The sequence below is a fragment of the Acidovorax sp. A79 genome (genome assembly GCF_041154505.1).
Classification (GTDB): domain Bacteria; phylum Pseudomonadota; class Gammaproteobacteria; order Burkholderiales; family Burkholderiaceae_C; genus Acidovorax.
The window spans coordinates 673,228-690,818 of sequence record NZ_AP028672.1 but is presented as its reverse complement, the minus strand read 5'-3'; the positions used below and the strand labels follow the sequence as shown (position 1 = coordinate 690,818).

At 68.7% G+C, this 17,591-nt stretch carries 14 protein-coding genes; all 14 read right to left on the bottom strand.

Annotation, left to right across the window (positions count from 1 at the left end; translation table 11 throughout):
* Positions 1-30: 30 nt before the first annotated feature.
* The 14 genes from ACAM51_RS03150 to chvE all read right to left on the bottom strand — a co-directional run bounded on the left by ACAM51_RS03150 (position 31) and on the right by chvE (position 17,520).
* Positions 31-567 (bottom strand): hypothetical protein, encoded by a 537-nt coding sequence (locus ACAM51_RS03150; protein WP_369642714.1) that lies wholly within the window; start codon positions 565-567, stop codon positions 31-33.
* Positions 568-638: 71 nt separating this feature from the next.
* Positions 639-2,996, bottom strand: coding sequence for an ATP-dependent DNA helicase (locus ACAM51_RS03145; protein ID WP_369642713.1), 2,358 nt, complete (start codon positions 2,994-2,996; stop codon positions 639-641).
* A complete protein-coding gene (locus ACAM51_RS03140; RefSeq protein ID WP_369642712.1) occupies positions 2,993-3,814 on the bottom strand; it encodes a hypothetical protein in 822 nt (273 codons plus the stop codon). The genes ACAM51_RS03145 and ACAM51_RS03140 overlap by 4 nt, the downstream gene beginning before the upstream one ends.
* Before the next feature lie 96 nt (positions 3,815-3,910).
* Entirely contained in the window at positions 3,911-5,059 is a 1,149-nt protein-coding gene (dgoD, locus tag ACAM51_RS03135; RefSeq protein WP_369642711.1) for a galactonate dehydratase, read from the bottom strand.
* Positions 5,056-5,745, bottom strand: coding sequence for a 2-dehydro-3-deoxy-6-phosphogalactonate aldolase (locus ACAM51_RS03130; RefSeq protein ID WP_218341010.1), 690 nt, complete (start codon positions 5,743-5,745; stop codon positions 5,056-5,058). Before ACAM51_RS03130 ends, dgoD begins: the two co-directional genes overlap by 4 nt.
* On the bottom strand, positions 5,742-6,788 hold the full coding sequence (locus tag ACAM51_RS03125; protein ID WP_369642710.1) for a 2-dehydro-3-deoxygalactonokinase: 1,047 nt from the start codon (positions 6,786-6,788) through the stop codon (positions 5,742-5,744). The genes ACAM51_RS03130 and ACAM51_RS03125 overlap by 4 nt, the downstream gene beginning before the upstream one ends.
* Positions 6,789-6,795: 7 nt before the next feature.
* Positions 6,796-7,734: a dihydrodipicolinate synthase family protein gene (locus ACAM51_RS03120; protein WP_369642709.1), complete on the bottom strand. Its 939-nt coding sequence runs from the start codon at positions 7,732-7,734 to the stop codon at positions 6,796-6,798.
* 109 nt (positions 7,735-7,843) lie between these two features.
* Entirely contained in the window at positions 7,844-9,577 is a 1,734-nt protein-coding gene (locus ACAM51_RS03115; RefSeq protein WP_369642708.1) for an IlvD/Edd family dehydratase, read from the bottom strand.
* A gap of 35 nt (positions 9,578-9,612) precedes the next feature.
* Entirely contained in the window at positions 9,613-10,578 is a 966-nt protein-coding gene (gene yjfF, locus ACAM51_RS03110) for a galactofuranose ABC transporter, permease protein YjfF (protein ID WP_145698632.1), read from the bottom strand.
* A gap of 74 nt (positions 10,579-10,652) precedes the next feature.
* Positions 10,653-11,705 carry an ABC transporter permease gene (locus ACAM51_RS03105; RefSeq protein WP_369642707.1) on the bottom strand — a complete coding sequence of 351 codons (1,053 nt, stop codon included), beginning with the start codon at positions 11,703-11,705 and terminating at the stop codon, positions 10,653-10,655.
* A complete protein-coding gene (locus ACAM51_RS03100) occupies positions 11,698-13,224 on the bottom strand; it encodes a sugar ABC transporter ATP-binding protein (protein WP_369642706.1) in 1,527 nt (508 codons plus the stop codon). The genes ACAM51_RS03105 and ACAM51_RS03100 overlap by 8 nt, the downstream gene beginning before the upstream one ends.
* 243 nt (positions 13,225-13,467) lie before the next feature.
* Positions 13,468-14,697, bottom strand: a complete 1,230-nt coding sequence (mmsB, locus tag ACAM51_RS03095; protein WP_369642705.1) for a multiple monosaccharide ABC transporter permease — start codon at positions 14,695-14,697, stop codon at positions 13,468-13,470.
* A gap of 5 nt (positions 14,698-14,702) precedes the next feature.
* Positions 14,703-16,340, bottom strand: coding sequence for a multiple monosaccharide ABC transporter ATP-binding protein (mmsA, locus tag ACAM51_RS03090; RefSeq protein WP_369642704.1), 1,638 nt, complete (start codon positions 16,338-16,340; stop codon positions 14,703-14,705).
* Positions 16,341-16,449: 109 nt separating this feature from the next.
* Entirely contained in the window at positions 16,450-17,520 is a 1,071-nt protein-coding gene (gene chvE / locus ACAM51_RS03085) for a multiple monosaccharide ABC transporter substrate-binding protein (RefSeq protein ID WP_369642703.1), read from the bottom strand.
* Between the last annotated feature and the right edge of the window lie 71 nt (positions 17,521-17,591).

Genomic DNA, 17,591 nt, shown 5'->3' with positions numbered 1-17,591 from the left:
CCCGCGGCACCGGCCCACGGGGCGCGGCCGTCAGCGCGGCAGGCAGCCCGCCATGCCCTGGCCGGGCGCGGACACATCGGCCAGCGCGAGGGCCACCGTGGCGTCGTCCTGCCCCGGCGTCTTGGTCAGGCGCGAGCCATTGTTCCACCGCCACTGCCGGCCGTCGAAGCTGTAGATGAACGTGTGCGTGCGGTTGGACACCAGGTGGGCGGGCGTGAGGGTGATGGCCTGGGCGTCGGCCTCCGACGCGGCGGCGGCCCGGGCCTCGTTGTCCTTGACCACGATCTTGCCCACATAGGGGGTGATGGCGGATTCGGTGCGTGTGAGCTCATGCTGCACCTGGGCGGGGCTGTGGCCGAGCTTGATCCATGGGCCGGCGCCCAGACGCTGCACGGCGGGCGTGCGCCCAGCCAGGAACCCGGTGCACGATGCGACGATGGCGTCAAACCCCGCCTGGGCCGCGCTGGCCGGGGCTGCCGGGGTGGCACCCGAGCCCGAAGGCCTGTCGCAGCCCGCCAGGGCGATGGTGAGGAGCAGAACCAGGGGGACGCGCAAGGGGAGGGACATGGGATGTGTGGCGGGCGGGATGCACTGGGGCCATTGTGAGCCGCGCGGAGGCCGCCGGGGCTTGACCGGGATCAAGTCTTTGCATTGCCCGCGTGGGCGGCGTCCAACCCGGCGGGGCGGGGCGCCCCGCACACCCACCAGCCTGGCAGCAGCGCTTGCACGGCGTCCCGGCCATAGCGGTCGTCCATCAGGTGCACCACGCCTTCGTCGGTGGGGGTGCGGATCACGCGCCCGGCCGCCTGCACCACCTTCTGCAGGCCGGGGTAAAGATAGGTGTAGTCGTAGCCCGCCCCGAACAGGGTTTGCATGCGCTGGCGGATCTGCTCGTTGACGGGGTTGACCTGGGGCAGGCCCAGCGTGGCCAGGAAGGCCCCGATGAGGCGCCGGCCCGGCAGGTCGATGCCCTCGGCGAAGGCGCCGCCCAGCACCGCGAAGGCGATGCCCTGGCTGGTGTCGGTGAAGCGATCGAGGAACTGCCGCTGCTCCGCTTCCAGCATGCGGCGCGACTGGCACCAGTGGGGTACCTCGGGGTGGCATTGCGCAAACAGCGCCGTCGCCTGCTGCAGGTAGTCGTAGCTGCTGAAGAACGCGAGGTAGTTGCCCGGCCGCGCGTGGAACTGCCGCGCCATCAGCGCCACGATGGGAGGCAGCGACGCGCCCCGGTCCGCGTAGCGGGTGGAGATGTGCCGTGCCACCCGCACCTGCAGTTGCGCGGCCTGGAACGGGGACTCGACATCGATCCAGCAATGCCCGGCGGGCAGCCCCAGCAAATCGGCGTAGTAGCGCGCGGGCTGCAGCGTGGCCGAGAAGAGCGTGCTGGTGTGTGCTGCTTCCAACCGGGGCTGCAGGAACGGCGCGGGCACCACGTTGCGGATGCAGACCAGCGATTCGCCCGGCGTGGGCGCCTTGCCGCCCGGGGCCGCAGCGGGCCGCGTGATGTCCACCAGCGAATGCGCATCCAGCAGCTCGGCCATGCGCACCACGTGCAGGGCATCGAAGTAGAAGGCCTGCAGCGCCGGATCGGGCTGCGCCGGCTGGTCGGCGAAGTGTTCGGTGAGCGTGCTGCCGCACTGCTGCAGGGCGGCCAGCAGCTTGTCGGGGAAAGCCTCCAGCACGGCATAGCCGCCGGTTTGCGCCTTGTCCAGCGCCACCCAGCAGCGGCGCACCTTGTCCAGTGCCTTCTTCACGGGGGCATGGCGCGCGGCGGTGGTGCTGCGGCGGGCTTCGGCCAGCGCGGCGGGGCGCAGCTCGGCGGTGTACATCTTGCGGCCTCGCTCGACGAGGTTGTGCGCCTCGTCCACCAGCAGCGCCGCGCGCCAGCCATTGGCCTGGGCCAGGCCGTGCAGCAGCCCGCCCATGTCGAAGTAGTAGTTGTAGTCGCCCACCACCACGTCGGCCCAGCGCGCCAGCTCCTGGCTCAGGTAGTAGGGGCAGACCTGGTGCTGCAGGGCGGCCTCGCGCACGCGCGCCTGGTGCAGTGCCACCCGCTGATCCGCGCCGCCGGCCGATGGCTGCAGCGCGGCGGCGCGTGCGGCGGGGAGGCGGTCGTAGAAGCCCTGGGCCAGCGGGCAGGATTCGCCGTGGCAGGCCTTGTCGGGGTGCTCGCAGGCCTTGTCGCGCGCCACCAGTTCCAGCACGCGCAGCGGCAGGGCGGGGGCGCTGCCGCACAGGCGCGAGAGGGTGTCCAGGGCCGTCTGCCGCCCCGAGGTCTTGGCGGCGAGGAAGAACACCTTGTCCAGCCGCTGCGCGGGCACCGCCTTGAGCAGCGGGAACAGGGTGCCCATGGTCTTGCCGATGCCCGTGGGCGCCTGGGCCAGCAGGCAGCGGCCAGCGGAGGCGGCCTTGTAGACGGCTTCCGCCAGGGGGCGCTGGCCGGTGCGAAAGCCGCCGAACGGGAAGGCCAGTGCCGTGAGCGCCGCGTCGCGCGCGGCGCGGTGCGCCACCTGCGCCTCGGCCCAGGCGATGAAGCGCTCGCACTGTGCCTCGAAATGCCGCTGCAGCTCGGAGGCAGCATGGCGTTCGGTGAACACCGTCTCCTGCTGGCTGCCGATGTCGAAGTAGACCAGCGCCAGGTCGATGTGGGCCAGGCCTTCCTGCGCGCACAGCAGCCAGCCGTAGATGCGCGCCTGGGCCCAGTGCAGCGCGCGGTGCGAGGCGGGCTGGCGGTCGAGCCGGGCCTTGAAGGTCTTGACCTCGTCGAGCCGGCCATGCTCGGGGTCGAAGCCATCGGCCCGGCCGCGCACGCGCAGGCCCTTGTAGCTGCCGGCCAGCGCCACCTCGGCGCGGTAGCCCGCGCCCCGGCGCGCGGCGGCCACCGCATGGCCGGCCATGCCTTCCAGCGCCGTGGGGGCGGGCGTGAAGCGCAGGTCCAGGTCGCCCTGCTTGGCGGTGAACTCGCACAGCTCGCGCACCGCCACGGTGTAGGTCATGGCATGTCCGCGGGAGGCAGTTCGCCAGCACCGGGCTCGCCCAGGTGGGCCTGCGCCGTCTCGTCCTCGCCGCGCAGCGGCGTGGCCTTGCACAGGGCCATCCACACCGCGAAGGGCAGGGTGCAGCTCGCATGGCGCGCGGGGCGCAACAGCTCGAAGCGGCCATCGTCCAGCCCGCCATGCAGCACCCAGATGCCGAAGTGTTCGGGAATCTCGTCGGGCTCAGCCACGCCGGCCGGGAACACGTAGTAGCATTCCTCGCACAGCCACTGGTAGGCTTGGCGCTTGGCATCGTGGCGCAGGTCCGACAGCAGATCGGATCGGCTGTACTTGATCTCGTGCACCATGGGCTGCAGGTACGCCGGCACGCTGGTATTGCGCACCGAGAACAGGTCCGGCCGCGCCATGCGCCAGACGTTGGCTGCGGTGCGGCTGGCGGGCGTGTCTTCGCTCCACAGCGGGCTGCTGGTGGCCGGGATGGGGGCAGGGGCTTCGGGCACAGCCCCGTCGATCACGGCGCGCAGCGACAGCTCACGCCAGACGATGCGGCCCGAGGCCAGCAGGTGCCCGGCAAACTTCTGGCCCAGGCGGTCGTGCGCGCTCAACGCCCGCGCGCCACGCTGGCGCGCCTGTGCCAGGGTGCGGATACCTTCCTCGGTCAGGCGCAGCGTCTCGCAGCCTTCGGGCGAGGTGTGCAGCACCACCAGCTGCGCGGCCAGCAGGTCTATTTCCAGCGCATCCTTGCACGGCCAGCCCGCCGAACGCCAGATCTGCATCAGGCGCGCGCGGTGAAAGCGGGTGAGGGTGAGCGGTGTCATGGCACAAGGATAAAACACTGATTGTAATTACAGTGTTCTGCCCGGGCGCCACCTGCTTTCCGGACGCTCGGTACACCCCGGCCGGCATGCGGCCCGTCACCATTCGGCGAAGCTGCCGTCGCGGTGGCGCCACACGGGGTTGCGCCAGCGGTGGCCTTCGGAAGCGCGTTCGCGCACATACGCCTCGTTGACCTCGATGCCCAGGCCCGGGCCCTGGGGAATGGCCACCATGCCGTCCTCGTACGCGAACACCTCGCCGTTGGACACGTAGTCGAGCAGGTCGTTGCTGGCGTTGTAGTGGATGCCCAGGCTCTGCTCCTGGATGAAGGCGTTGTAACAGACGCCGTCGAGCTGCAGGTTGGCCGCCAGCGCGATCGGCCCCAGGGGGCAGTGCAGGGCCAGGGCCACGTCGTAGGCCTCGGCCATGGTGGCGATCTTGCGCGTCTCGGTGATGCCGCCCGAGTGCGAGGGGTCGGGCTGGATGATGTCCACATAGCCCTCGGACAGCACGCGTTTGAAATCCCAGCGCGAGTACAGCCGCTCGCCCAGCGCGATGGGGGTGGACGAGAGGTGCGCCAACTCCTTCAGGGCCTCGTAGTGCTCGCTGAGCACAGGCTCCTCGATGAACATCAGCCGGTAGGGTTCGAGCTCCTTGAACAGCACCTTGGCCATGGGCTTGTGCACGCGGCCATGGAAGTCCACGCCGATGCCCACGTTGGGTCCCACCGCCTCGCGCACGGCGGCCACGTTCTGCAGGCATTTCTCGACCTTGTCGAAGCTGTCCACGTACTGCATTTCCTCGGTGCCGTTCATCTTCACCGCGGTGAAGCCGCGCTCCACGGCGGCCTTGGCCGCCGCGGCGGTCTCGCTGGGCCGGTCGCCGCCGATCCAGCTGTAGACCTTGATGCGGTCGCGCACGCAGCCGCCCAGCAGCTCGGACACGGGCACGCCCAGGGCCTTGCCCTTGATGTCCCACAGCGCCTGGTCGATGCCCGCCAGCGCACTCATGTGGATGCCGCCGCCGCGGTAGAAGCCGCCGCGGTAGAGCACCGTCCAGTGGTCCTCGATGTGGCGCGGGTCCTTGCCGATCAGGTAGTCGCCCAGCTCCTCGACGGCGGCGGCCACGGTGTGGGCCCGGCCTTCGAGCACGGGCTCGCCCCAGCCGACGATGCCTTCGTCGGTCTCGATTTTCAGGAAGCACCAGCGTGGTGGCACCAGGAATGTGGTCAGTCGGGTGATCTTCATGGGGCAGGATGCAAAGCGGAAATGGAAGAGGCGGCGGAGGACGCGCCGCCGTAGGCGCCGCGCCAGGCCTGCATGAAGGCCGCGGCCTGGCGAGCCACGTCGGGCGCAGTGTCCCCCGGACGGTAGAGGGCCGAGCCCAGGCCGAAGCCGCTGGCCCCGGCGGCCGCGTAGGTGGCAATGGCCTCGGGCACGATGCCGCCCACGGGCACCAGCGCCATGGGCGGGGTGATCACGGCGCGCCAGGCCTTGAGCACATGCGGGGGCAGGGCTTCGGCCGGAAAGAGCTTGAGCATGTTGGCGCCCGCCGCCAGCGCGGCATAGGCCTCGGTCAGCGTGGCCACGCCGGGCGCGCACGCCATGCCGGCCGCGCGTGCGGTGCGGATCACTTGGGGGTCGCTGTGGGGCATGACGATGATCTGCCCGCCTGCCGCCGCCACATCGGCACAGGCCTCGGGCGTGAGCACCGTGCCTGCGCCCACCAGGCAGTCGGCGGGCAGCGCGTCGCGCAGCGCGCGGATGCTGGCCAGGGGCTCGGGGGAGTTGAGCGGCACCTCGATGATGCGAAACCCCGCGTCGTACAGCGCATGGCCAATGGCCACCACCTCATGGGGCTGCACGCCGCGCAGGATGGCGATCAGGCCGCAGTGCTGCATGGTGTTGAAGAGGTTCTTGTCGATGGGGTTCATGCGGCTTGGCTCCTGGGGGATGGTGTTTGCTGTGCGCCAGGGGTAACCAGCCCGGCTGCCAGCGCGATCTGCCACAAGCCAGTGACCGTGGCTTGGGCGGCAATAGTGGGCGGCGCGAAGCCGCAGGCCTGCAGGGCGATGGCGTAGCGGCGGCACAGGTCGGCCTCGCCGCACAGCACCAGCGGGAGGGGGGCGGGGCCGGTGGGCGGGTGCAGGCGCGCCAGGCTGGCGATCTCGTGGCCGATGAGGATGCCCGAGAGGTAGTCCGCCTGTGCCGTGGCGGGCAGTGCGCCGGTCAGGCCCAGCGTGCGCGTGCTGAAGATGTGCGACAGCAGGCCCGGGGCGGCATCGCTGCCGCGCGCCACCTGCAGGCCTTGCGCGAATGCGGCGTCGTCGGGATCGGCCGGGGCCTGCATCGTCCGGCCCAGGATGGTGTGGCCGCGCAGTGCGGCAAACACTTCGCCCGTCATGAAGGTGTGGAACCGATCGATGCTGCGCCGGGTGCCGTCTCTCTGCGCCACCACCCACTTGCTGTGCGTGCCCGGCAGGCCCACGAGCAGCGGGCCTTGGTCCGCCAGGGCGGCATCGGCCAGCACGCCCAGCACCTGCGTCTCTTCGCCGCGCATCACATTGGGCAGGCCGGAGCGCTGCAGCAGCCCGGGCACGATGTGCAAGGGTGCGGCGTTGCCACGCTGCACCACGGCCAGCCCGCGCGCCAAGTCGTCCAGCGAGGTGGGGGTGTCGATGTAGCGGGCTTCGCGCCAGCCCTGTGCGCTGCCCACCATGCCGCAGGCCAGCACGGCTGCCGACGGCAGGGCGGCCAGCCAGTCGCCGCAGGCGTCCTGCAATGCGCGCTCGAAGGCCATGCCGGGCTCCGCGTCGGCCTGCCCAGCGGGGGCCGGGGGCAGGTTCATGATGCCCCAGGGGCGGCCGCGCTGTTCCAGCACCTGCCCGCCGGCACCCAGGCGGAAGGCGCGCAGCGAACTGGTGCCCCAGTCCAGGGCGATCAGGCGGGTGTCCGGGAGGTTGGCGGTGTGGGCCATGGCGTGCCTATCGGCCCCAGCGCAGCACCAGCGGGTCCAGCCGGCGCGCGATGTCGATGAGGCCCCTGCGTACTTCAGGGTGCATGGCCGGGAAGGGGTGGCGGCCGGCCTCGCAGGCGATCACGCCGCCTTCCTTCATGAGCGCCTTGGCGGTGAGGATGCCGCCCTGGCGGTTCTCGTGGTTGATGAGCGGCAGCCAGCGCTGGTAGAGCGCGAAGGCCTGGTCCATGTCGCCCTGGCGGTGGGCTTCGATGATGGGGCGGATGCCGTCGGGGAAGGCGCCGCCCGTCATCGCGCCGGTGGCACCGGCATCCAGGTCGGCCAGCAGGGTGATGGCCTCTTCGCCGTCCCATGGGCCCTCGATGGCCGCACCGCCCAGGCGGATCAGCTCGCGCAGCTTGCTGGCGGCGCCGGGCACCTCGATCTTGAAGTAGGCCAGGTGCTCGATCTCCTGCGCCATGCGCGCGAGGAACGGGGCCGACAGCACGGTGCCGCTGGCGGGCGCGTCCTGCACCATGATCGGGATGCCGATCGCATCGGACACGCGGGCATAGAACTCGTAAATCTGCGCCTCGGGCACGCGAAAGGTGGCGCCGTGGTAGGGCGGCATGACCATCACCATGGCGGCGCCCATGTCCTGCGCGGCGCGGCTGCGCTCGGCGCACACGCGGGTGCCGTAGTGGGTGGTGGTGACGATGACCGGCACACGGCCTGCCACATGCTCCAGCGATGTGAGGGTGATGACTTCGCGCTCGGCGTCGGACAGCGAGAACTGCTCGGAGAAGTTGGCCAGGATGCAGACGCCGTCCACACCGGCATCGATCATGAAGTCAAGGCAGCGCTTCTGGCTGTCGAGGTCGAGCGTGCCGTCTTCGTGGAAGGTGGTGGGCACCACGGGGAAGATGCCTCGGTAGCGAGGGTTCTGGAGGGAATGGGTGGCTGGCATGGCGGAGGAAAGGTGGAGATTTGAGTGGAATACGGCTCTGGCGCTTGTCTGTCAAGCGCTAATAGCTATGAAATATGTAGCATTCCAACGAGCTGGTTCGCCGCCGGCATCAGTGAGAGTGGCGAGGGACGGCGGCGCCACGGCAGCCGACGAGGAAGTCGAAGTCGCAGCCATCGTCCGCCTGCAGTACATGGTCCACATACAGACGCTGGTAACCGCCGCGCCCGCCGTTGTCGGTGCTCGCCAATGCGGCCAGGCGTGCCGCCAGTTCCTCGTCGCTGATGTCCAGGTGCAGGCGGCCCTGCTCGCAGTCCAGCTCGATGAAGTCGCCGTCGCGCACGGCGGCCAGCGGGCCACCCGCGGCGGCCTCAGGCGCCACGTGAAGCACCACGGTGCCGTAGGCCGTGCCGCTCATGCGTGCGTCGGAGATGCGCACCATGTCCTTCACGCCCTGGCGCAGCAGCTTGGGCGGCAGGCCCATGTTGCCCACCTCGGCCATGCCGGGGTAACCCTTGGGGCCGCAGTTCTTCATCACCATCACGCAGCTGGCGTCGATGTCCAGGTCTTCGTCGACGATGCGCTCCTTGTAGTGCTCCAGGTTCTCGAACACCACGGCGCGGCCCCGGTGCCTGAGCAGCTCGGGCGATGCGGCCGAGGGCTTGAGCACCGCGCCGCGCGGCGACAGGTTGCCGCGCAGGATGCAGATGCCGCCGTCGGCGATCAGCGGGTTGTCGATCGGGCGGATCACCTCGTCGTTGTACTGCGGCGCCTCGCGCACGTTGTCCCACAGGCTCTTGCCGTTGACGGTGAGGGCGTCGGGGTGCGGCAGCAGCCCGTTCTCGCCCAGGCGGCGCAGCACGGCGGGCAGGCCGCCCGCGTAGTAGAACTCTTCCATCAGGAAGCGGCCCGAAGGCTGCAGGTCCACCAGCGTGGGCGTGCCGCGGCCGATGCGTGTCCAGTCCTCCAGGTCCAGCGGCACGCCGATGCGGCCGGCGATGGCCTTCAGGTGGATCACGGCATTGGTCGAGCCGCCGATGGCGGCATTGGTGCGGATGGCGTTCTCGAAGGCCTCGCGCGTGAGGATCTTGGAGAGCGTGAGCCCTTCGTGCGCCATTTCCACGATGCGCCGGCCCGACATGTGGGCCAGCACATAGCGGCGCGAGTCCACGGCCGGGATGGCTGCGTTGTGCGGCAGCGAGGTGCCCAGCGACTCGGCCATGCAGGCCATGGTGCTGGCCGTGCCCATGGTGTTGCAGGTGCCGGCCGAGCGCGACATGCCGGCTTCGGCTGCGAAGAACTGGTGCTCGTTGATCTCGCCCGCCTTCAGCGACTCATGCAGTCGCCACACGGCCGTGCCCGAGCCGATGTCCTTGCCGTCGAGCTTGCCGTTGAGCATGGGCCCGCCCGTGACCACGATGGCCGGCACGTCGCAGCTGGCCGCACCCATCAGCAGGGCGGGGGTGGTCTTGTCGCAGCCGACGAGCAGCACCACCGCGTCGATGGGGTTGCCGCGGATGGCTTCTTCCACGTCCATGCTGGCCAGGTTGCGCGTGAGCATGGCCGTGGGGCGCAGGTTGGATTCGCCGTTGGAGAACACCGGGAACTCGACCGGAAAGCCGCCGGCCTCGTAGATGCCGCGCTTGACGTGCTCGGCGATTTTGCGAAAGTGCGCGTTGCACGGTGTCAGCTCGGACCAGGTGTTGCAGATGCCGATGATGGGGCGGCCGTCGAACTCGTGGTCCGGGATGCCCTGGTTCTTCATCCAGCTGCGGTACATGAAGCCGTTCTTGTCGGCGGTGCCGAACCATTCGGCGGAGCGGAGCTTGCGCGGGGAGGAGGTCATGCTGTTGTGGTTCTGGGAGAGGTGATTCGTGGAATTCAGGAAGGCTTGCCGCTGCGGTGCGTGAGCAGGCGCTGCAGCAGGCAGAAGACGAAGAGCAGCACGCCGACGACGATGCGCGTCCACCACGAGCTGAGCGTGCCGTCGAAGGAGATCAGGGTCTGGATGATTCCGAGCATCAGCACGCCGAACAGCGTGCCGGCCACGTAGCCCACGCCGCCCGTGAGCAGGGTGCCGCCGATGACCACGGCGGCGATGGCATCGAGCTCCATGCCCGTGGCATGCAGGCCGTAGCCCGAGAGCATGTAGAAGGTGAACACCACGCCGGCCAGGGCCGAGCAGAAGCCCGAGAGCGTGTACACGCCGATCACCGTGGCGCGCACCGGCAGGCCCATGAGCACCGCCGAATGCTCGTTGCCGCCCACGGCGTACACGTTGCGGCCGAACGGCGTGCAGTGCGCGACGAAGATGGCGGCCAGCAGCACCGCCATGGCGATCAGTGCGCCCAGCGAGAGCGACGCGCCCTCCCACAGTTCCAGGCGCCACTGCGCCATCTCGGAATATGCCTCGTCGGCCATGCTGATCGAGTCGATGCTGATCAGATAGCACAGGCCGCGCGCGAGGAACATGCCGGCCAGCGTCACGATGAAGGGCTGCAGCCGAAAGCGCTCGATCAGAAAGCCCATGAAGGCCCCGAACACCGTGCCCATGAGCAGCACCAGCGGGATGGCGGTGAGCGGGCTCCAGTGGTGGTGCTCCACCAGGCTGGCCAGCACCATGGTGGTCAGCGCCACCACCGAACCCACCGACAGGTCGATGCCGCCCGAGAGGATCACGAAGGTCATGCCCACCGCGACGATGATCAGAAAGGCGTTGTCGATCAGCAGGTTGAGGAACACCTGGGCCGAGAAGAAGCCGGTGTAGAGCACCGAGCCCGCCGTGGCCATGGCCAGGAACAGCGCGATGGTGGCCGCCAGCGGCAGGTACTTGGGGTTCAGGCGCATGCGGGTGGGGGCAGAGTGTTGTGTCGGCGCAGCTGTGGCAGGGGCCACGTCCAGGGTAGGGCTGTGTGCGCCGCTCATGACAGCGCTCCCCCGGCCGCGGGGCGGCGCACCAGGGCACCCACCTGGGTGCGGAAGTCGGGCGACTGCAGCAGCATCACGATGAACACCACCACGGCCTTGACCACCAGGTTGATTTCGGGCGGCACGCCCAGCGAATAGATGGCATAGGTCAGCGTCTGGATGATGAGCGCGCCGATCACGCTGCCCACCAGGCTGAAGCGCCCGCCGGTCAGTGCCGTGCCGCCCAGCGTGACGGCCAGGATGGCGTCGAGCTCCAGCATCTGGCCGGCGTTGTTGGCGTCCGCGCTCTTCACGTTGGAGCTGATCAGCAGGCCGGCGATGCCCGCGCACACGCCGCAGAAGGCGTAGGCCGCGACGACCAGGCGGCGCGACTGCACGCCGGCCACCCGCGCCGCCGTCGGGTTGATGCCCACCGCCTGGATGAACAGGCCCAGCGCCGTGCGCGTGACCGCCAGGTACAGGCCGGCGAACACCGCGGCCAGCACGAACAGCGAAAACGGCAGGCCCAGCAGGTAGCCCCCGCCCACGAAGAAGAAGGGCGCGTAGTAGATGGTGATGATCTGCCCGTCGGTGATCAGCTGGGCGATGCCCCGGCCCGCCACCATGAGGATCAGCGTGGCGATGATGGGCTGCATGCCCACCTTGGCCACCAGCAGGCCGTTCCACAGCCCGCACAGCAGTGCCGCGCCGATGGCGCCGGCCATCGCCAGCGGCAGGGGAAAGCGGCTTTCGGTGCCCGAGACCGAGCCGCCGATCATCCAGGCGCCCACGGCGGCGGCGATGGCCACCACCGCGCCTACAGAGATGTCGATGCCGCGCGTGGCGATCACCATGGTCATGCCCAGCGAGACCAGTGCCAGCGGTGCCGCGCGGTTGAGGATGTCGACCAGGCTGCCGTAGAGGTGGCCGTCGCGCCACTCGATGTGTAGGAAGCTGGCGTTGAACGCCGTGTTCACGGCCAGCAGCAGGGCCAGCGTGACCAATGGCCAGATGAGCCGGTGGCGCAGCGCAGCGGCAAACAGGGAAGGGGTGGGTGCGTCAGGCATTTTCGGCGGCAATCAGTTCGTACACGGCTTCTTCGCTGCTGCCGGCGGGCAGCTCGCCGACCTTGCGGCGGTCGCGCAGCACCACGATGCGGTGCGCCACGCGCACCACCTCGCTCATTTCGGAGGAGATGAAGACCACGGCCATGCCGGCCTCGGCCAGGCGCAGGATCTGTTCCATGATTTCCTGCTTGGCGGCCACGTCGATGCCGCGCGTGGGCTCGTCCAGGATCAACAGGCGCGGCTCGATGGCCATCCAGCGCGCCAGGATCGCCTTTTGCTGGTTGCCGCCCGAAAGCAGCGCGATGGGCGTGTCCACGCTGCTGGTCTTGATGCCCAGGAGCTTGACGTAGCGCTCGGCGATCGCCGTCTGCTCGGCGCGCGACAGAAAGCGCCCCATGCCCATGCGCGCCTGCAGCGCGAGGGCGATGTTCTCGCGCACCGAGAGCTCGGCCACGATGCCATCGGTCTTGCGCTCCTCGGGGCACAGGGCCAGGCCCTCGCGGATCGCGTCCATGGGGTTGGCGAAGGCCACTGCCTTGCCATCGATGCGCAGCACGCCGCGGTCGGGCGCCTGCAGGCCGAACAGCAGGCGCGCCAGTTCGGTGCGGCCCGAGCCCAGCAGGCCCGCCAGGCCCACCACCTCGCCGGCCCGCACCTTCAGGTCCAGGGGCTGCAACTGGCCGCTCTGGCCCAGGCCCTCGGCCTGCAGCAGGGCAGTGCTTGCGCCATCGAACTGCGGCGAAACAGGCGGTTCGGTGGACTGCGCGGCCAGCTCGCGCCCCAGCATGGCATTGATCAGCGCCTGCGCCGGCAGGTCGGCCGCCGCCCATTCGCCCACCCAGGCGCCGTTGCGCAGCACCGTGATGCGGTCCGACACGGCGTATACCTGGTTCAGGAAGTGCGTCACGAAGACGATGGCCAGGCCCTCGCCGCGCAGGCGGCGCAGCACCTCGAAGAGCTTTTGCACCTCGTCGTCGTCGAGGCTGGAGGTGGGCTCGTCCAGGATCAGCACCTTGGCCTCGATGCTCAGTGCCCGGGCGATGGCCACCAGCTGCTGCACGGCCACCGGGTAGTCCGAGAGCAGGCGCGTGACGTCGATGGACAGGCCGATGCGCGCCACCAGTTCGCGCGCACGCTGGTGCAGCGTGGCCCAGTCGATGCGAAAGCCCTGGGCGATGCCGCAGCGTGGGTAGCGGCCGGCAAAGATGTTCTCGGCCACCGACAGGTTGGGGCAGAGGTTGACCTCCTGGTACACCGTGCTGATGCCCAGGCGCTGGGCGGCCAACGGCGAATCGGGCCACACGGCCTGACCGGCCAGGCGCATCTGGCCGCCGCTGGCTTCGAGCACGCCGGTGAGCACCTTGATCAGCGTGGACTTGCCCGCGCCGTTCTGGCCCATGAGGGCATGGATCTCGCCCGGGTAGAGGTTCAGCTGCACGTCGCGCAGCACGGGGATGCCGGCGAATTGCTTGTGAATGCCCGCGAGCTGCAGCACGGGAGTTTGGGATGGGCTGCTCATGGTGCTCCAAACAGTCGTTGCTGTCCGCACAGTCCGCAAAGCAGGCGCGGCGCTGGCCAGTGCCCCCGCGCAAGGGCCGCCCCGCTGCGCTGGGGGCGTCCCCCTCCCAGATTGCGAAGCAAACTGAGAGAGGGACGGAGGGCCGCGGCTCCAAGCCTGCCTGCGCAGGCTTGGACGTGCCCGAAGAGCTGCCGACTCTGGCGGACGCACGGAGGCGCGAAGCGACTCAGGGGGGGCTTCATTTCAGGCCTTGTTTTTGTTGTACACGTCGACCAAAACCGCCGCCAGCAGCACCACGCCCTTGATGACCTGCTGGTAGTCGATGCCGATGCCCAGGATGGACATGCCGTTGTTCATCACCCCCATCACGAAGGCGCCGATGACCGCGCCCATGACCTTGCCCACGCCGCCCGAGGCCGATGCGCCACCGATGAAACACGCCGCAATCACGTCCAGCTCAAAACCCAGGCCCGCCTTGGGCGTGGCGGTGTTGAGCCGCGCTGCAAACACCAGTCCGGCCAGGGCCGCGAGCACGCCCATGTTGATGAAGGCATACAGCGTGAGCCGCTCGGTCTTGATGCCCGAAAGCCTGGCGGCCTTTTCGTTGCCCCCCATGGCGTAGATGCGGCGGCCAATGGTGGTGCGGCTGGTGACGAAGTCGAACAGCACGATCAGCAGCGCCATCACGATGAGCACGTTGGGCAGCCCCTTGTATGACGCCATGAGGTAGCTGAAGTACACCAGCAGGGCGCCAAACACCACCGTGCGCGCGATGAACAGGCCGGCGGGTTCGGCGCGCACACCGTGCCGCAGGCGGTTGGCGCGTTCGCGCAGGCCGCCCACGGCCAGGGCGGCGGCCACGGCGGCGCCCAGCAGCAGCGAGGTCAGGCGCAGCCCCTCCACGTTGAACAGGTCGGGAATGAAGCCCGAGCTGAGCATCTGGAACGCCGAGGGGAATGGCCCCACCGACTGGCCCGCCAGCAGCGCCAGCGCCAGGCCCTTGAAGACCAGCATGCCCGCCAGCGTGACGATGAAGGACGGGATGCGCGAGAAGGCCACGAACCAGCCCTGCAGCGCACCGATGATGCCGCCGCACAGCAGGCACACCAGCGATGCGGGCAGGAAGTGCCAGTGGTACTCCACCATCAGCACGGCGGCCAGTGCGCCGATGAAGCCGCAGACCGAGCCCACCGAGAGGTCGATGTGCCCGGCCACGATCACCAGCAGCATGCCCAGCGCCATGATGACGATGTAGCTGTTCTGCAGCAGCAGGTTGGTGAGGTTGAGCGGCTGCATCAGCGTGCCGTCGGTCATGTACTGGAAGAAGCCCATGATGGCCACCAGCGTGATCAGCATGCCGTACTCACGGAAGTTGTGCTTGATGTGCTCCAGCAGCGGCTTGTCGTGGTGGGCCGGTGCCTCGGCGGGTGCGCTGGCGAGCGTGGCGGTGGGGGAGGGGGTCATCTGGCTCATTTCAGTTATCCGTTGCGTTGTCCGCTGCCCTTGAGACCGGCGCTGCCCATGCCAGAGCCGCCGCGCAAGGGCCGCCCCGCCGCGCTGGCGGCGTCCCCCTTGAGGGGGAAGGCGCGAAGCGACTCAGGGGGAGCATTGACTATTGCACGCATGATCTTTTCCTGGGAGGCTTCGGCGGTGGGCATCTCGGCCACAAAGCGGCCCTCGTTCATCACGTAGATGCGGTCCGTGATGCCCAGCAGCTCGGGCATTTCGGAAGAGATCACGATCACGCACTTGCCCTCGGCCGCCAGCTGGGCGATGAGGGTGTAGATCTCGTACTTGGCGCCCACGTCGATGCCGCGCGTGGGCTCGTCCAGGATAAGCACCTCGGGGTTGGTGAAGAGCCATTTGCCCAGCACCACCTTCTGCTGGTTGCCGCCCGAAAGGTTCAGCGTCTTCTGGTCCACCCCCGAGCAGCGGATGCGCAGCTTCTCGCGGTAGTCCTGCGCCACCCGGTGCTCGCGGCCGCTGTCGAGCACGGTGGCGAACGAAACACCTTCCAGATGCGCCAGGGAGATGTTGAACTGGATGTCTTCGTTCAGCACCAGGCCATTGCCCTTGCGGTCTTCGGTCACATAGGCCAGGCCGTGGCGCACGGCCTTTTCCACGGTGCCCACGTCGATGGCCTTGCCGTGCAGCCGCACCTCGCCGCTGATGCGCTGGCCCCAGGACCGGCCAAAGATGCTCATGGCCAGCTCGGTCCGGCCCGCGCCCATCAGTCCCGCAATACCGACGATCTCGCCGCGCCGCACGTTCAGGTCGATCCCCTTGAGGTGCTCGCGGTCGCCGTGCTGAGGGTGGTGGGCACGCCAGTCGCGCACTTCAAAAACGATGCCGCCGATCTGCGGCTGGCGCTGGGGGTAGCGATCGCTCATCTCGCGGCCCACCATGGCCTGGATCACGCGGTCCTCGCTCACCGGGCCTTCGCGGCAGTCCAGCATCTGCACGGTGCTGCCGTCGCGCAGCACGGTGATGGCATCGGCCACCCGCGAGATCTCGTTGAGCTTGTGCGAGATCAGGATGCAGGTGATGCCCTGGGCTTTCAGCTCCAGCAGCAGATCCAGCAGGGCCTGGCTGTCGTTCTCGTTGAGGCTGGCAGTGGGCTCGTCCAGGATCAGCAGGCGTACCTTGCGCGACAGCGCCTTGGCAATCTCCACCAGCTGCTGCTTGCCCACGCCCAGCTGGCCCACCGGTGTGTCGGGCGATTCGCGCAGACCCACCTTGTGCAGCAGCGCCTGTGCGCGGCTGTGCGCGGCCATCCAGTCGATGACGCCGTGGCGCGCGGTCTCGTTGCCCAGGAAGATGTTTTCGGCGATCGAGAGCAGCGGTACCAGCGCCAACTCCTGGTGAATGATGATGATGCCCAGGTGCTCGCTGTCGCGGATGCCGGAGAACTGACGCTCCTGCCCGTCGAACAGGATCTGGCCGCTGTAGCTGCCGTGTGGGTAGACACCCGACAGCACCTTCATCAGCGTGGATTTGCCCGCCCCGTTTTCGCCGACGATGGCATGGATCTCCCCGGCCTGCACCTGCAGGTTGACCTGGTTCAGCGCCACCACCCCGGGGAAGGTTTTGCGGATGTCCCGCATTTCAAGAAGCATGGTCTCTCAGTCTTTTGGCGGGCTGCGGGCCCGTCCCGGTTGCATTCCGTCCGCTAGGCACCAGAGGTGCCAGGCGGACGGCGGCTCTACGTGCCGAAGCCTGGCATGCCTACTTGATTTGTGATTCCTTGTAGTACCCGCTGCCCACCAGCACCGCGTTCCAGTTGGAGGCATCCACCGACACGGGCTTGAGCAGGTACGAGGGCACCACCTTCATGCCGTTGTTGTAGGTCTTGGTGTCGTTGATCTCCGGCTGCTTGCCCGACAGCGTGGCGTCCACCATGTTGGCGGCCACCTTGGCCAGTTCGCGCGTGTCCTTGAACACGGTGGAGGACTGCTCGCCCTTCAGGATGGACTTGACCGATGGCACCTCGGCGTCCTGCCCGCTGACCACGGGGCAGGGCTGCTGGGCGGTGCAGTAGCCTACGCCCTTCAAGGACGACAGGATGCCGATGGACAGACCGTCGTAGGGGGAGAGCACGGCATGCACCTTGTCCTTGCCGTAGTAGGCCGACAGCAGGTTGTCCATGCGCGCCTGGGCGACCGAGCCGTCCCAGCGCAGGGTGCCCACCTTGTTCATGCCCGTCTGCTTGCTGCGCACCACCAGCTTGCCGCTGTCGATGTACGGTTGCAGCACGCTCATGGCGCCGTCGTAGAAGAAGAAGGCGTTGTTGTCGTCGGGCGAGCCGCCGAAGAGTTCGATGTTGAACGGGCCCTTGCCCTGCTTCAAGCCCAGCTTGTCCACGATGGACGTGGCCTGCAGCACGCCGACCTGGAAGTTGTCGAACGTGGCGTAGTAGTCCACGTTCTTCGAGCCCTTGATCAGCCGGTCATACGCGATGACCTTCACGCCCTTGTCGGCCGCGTTCTGCAGCACGCGCGAGAGCGTGGTGCCGTCGATGGAGGCGATCACCAGCACCTTGGCGCCCTTGGTGATCATGTTCTCGATCTGCGCGAGCTGGTTGGGGATGTCATCGTCCGCGTACTGCAGGTCGGTCTTGTAGCCGCGCTCCTTGAGCACCTTGACCATGTTGTCGCCATCGGCGATCCAGCGCGACGAGGACTTGGTGGGCATGGAGATGCCGATGCTGCCCTTGTCCTGGGCCAGCGCCAGCGGTGCGGTGCCCATGGCGGCAAGTGCCACGGTGGCCAGTGCGGCCTTGAAGAGAATGCGTTTCATGGATTTGTCTCCTGGTTTTATGGTTTTGTTCCCGGCCCCAGCAAGCCTGCGATGGCCCGGGCCGGCCTCCC

What these genes read in the sequence shown, in the direction of transcription:
- chvE (WP_369642703.1), bottom strand. Translation starts at nt 17,520, where the DNA reads ATGAAACGCATTCTCTTCAAGGCCGCACTGGCCACCGTGGCACTTGCC.
- ACAM51_RS03145 (WP_369642713.1), bottom strand. Translation starts at nt 2,996, where the DNA reads ATGACCTACACCGTGGCGGTGCGCGAGCTGTGCGAGTTCACCGCCAAG.
- ACAM51_RS03140 (WP_369642712.1), bottom strand. Translation starts at nt 3,814, where the DNA reads ATGACACCGCTCACCCTCACCCGCTTTCACCGCGCGCGCCTGATGCAG.
- ACAM51_RS03115 (WP_369642708.1), bottom strand. Translation starts at nt 9,577, where the DNA reads ATGACCTCCTCCCCGCGCAAGCTCCGCTCCGCCGAATGGTTCGGCACC.
- dgoD (WP_369642711.1), bottom strand. Translation starts at nt 5,059, where the DNA reads ATGAAGATCACCCGACTGACCACATTCCTGGTGCCACCACGCTGGTGC.
- ACAM51_RS03120 (WP_369642709.1), bottom strand. Translation starts at nt 7,734, where the DNA reads ATGCCAGCCACCCATTCCCTCCAGAACCCTCGCTACCGAGGCATCTTC.
- yjfF (WP_145698632.1), bottom strand. Translation starts at nt 10,578, where the DNA reads ATGCGCCTGAACCCCAAGTACCTGCCGCTGGCGGCCACCATCGCGCTG.
- ACAM51_RS03100 (WP_369642706.1), bottom strand. Translation starts at nt 13,224, where the DNA reads ATGAGCAGCCCATCCCAAACTCCCGTGCTGCAGCTCGCGGGCATTCAC.
- ACAM51_RS03130 (WP_218341010.1), bottom strand. Translation starts at nt 5,745, where the DNA reads ATGAACCCCATCGACAAGAACCTCTTCAACACCATGCAGCACTGCGGC.
- ACAM51_RS03105 (WP_369642707.1), bottom strand. Translation starts at nt 11,705, where the DNA reads ATGCCTGACGCACCCACCCCTTCCCTGTTTGCCGCTGCGCTGCGCCAC.
- ACAM51_RS03150 (WP_369642714.1), bottom strand. Translation starts at nt 567, where the DNA reads ATGTCCCTCCCCTTGCGCGTCCCCCTGGTTCTGCTCCTCACCATCGCC.
- mmsB (WP_369642705.1), bottom strand. Translation starts at nt 14,697, where the DNA reads ATGAGCCAGATGACCCCCTCCCCCACCGCCACGCTCGCCAGCGCACCC.
- mmsA (WP_369642704.1), bottom strand. Translation starts at nt 16,340, where the DNA reads ATGCTTCTTGAAATGCGGGACATCCGCAAAACCTTCCCCGGGGTGGTG.
- ACAM51_RS03125 (WP_369642710.1), bottom strand. Translation starts at nt 6,788, where the DNA reads ATGGCCCACACCGCCAACCTCCCGGACACCCGCCTGATCGCCCTGGAC.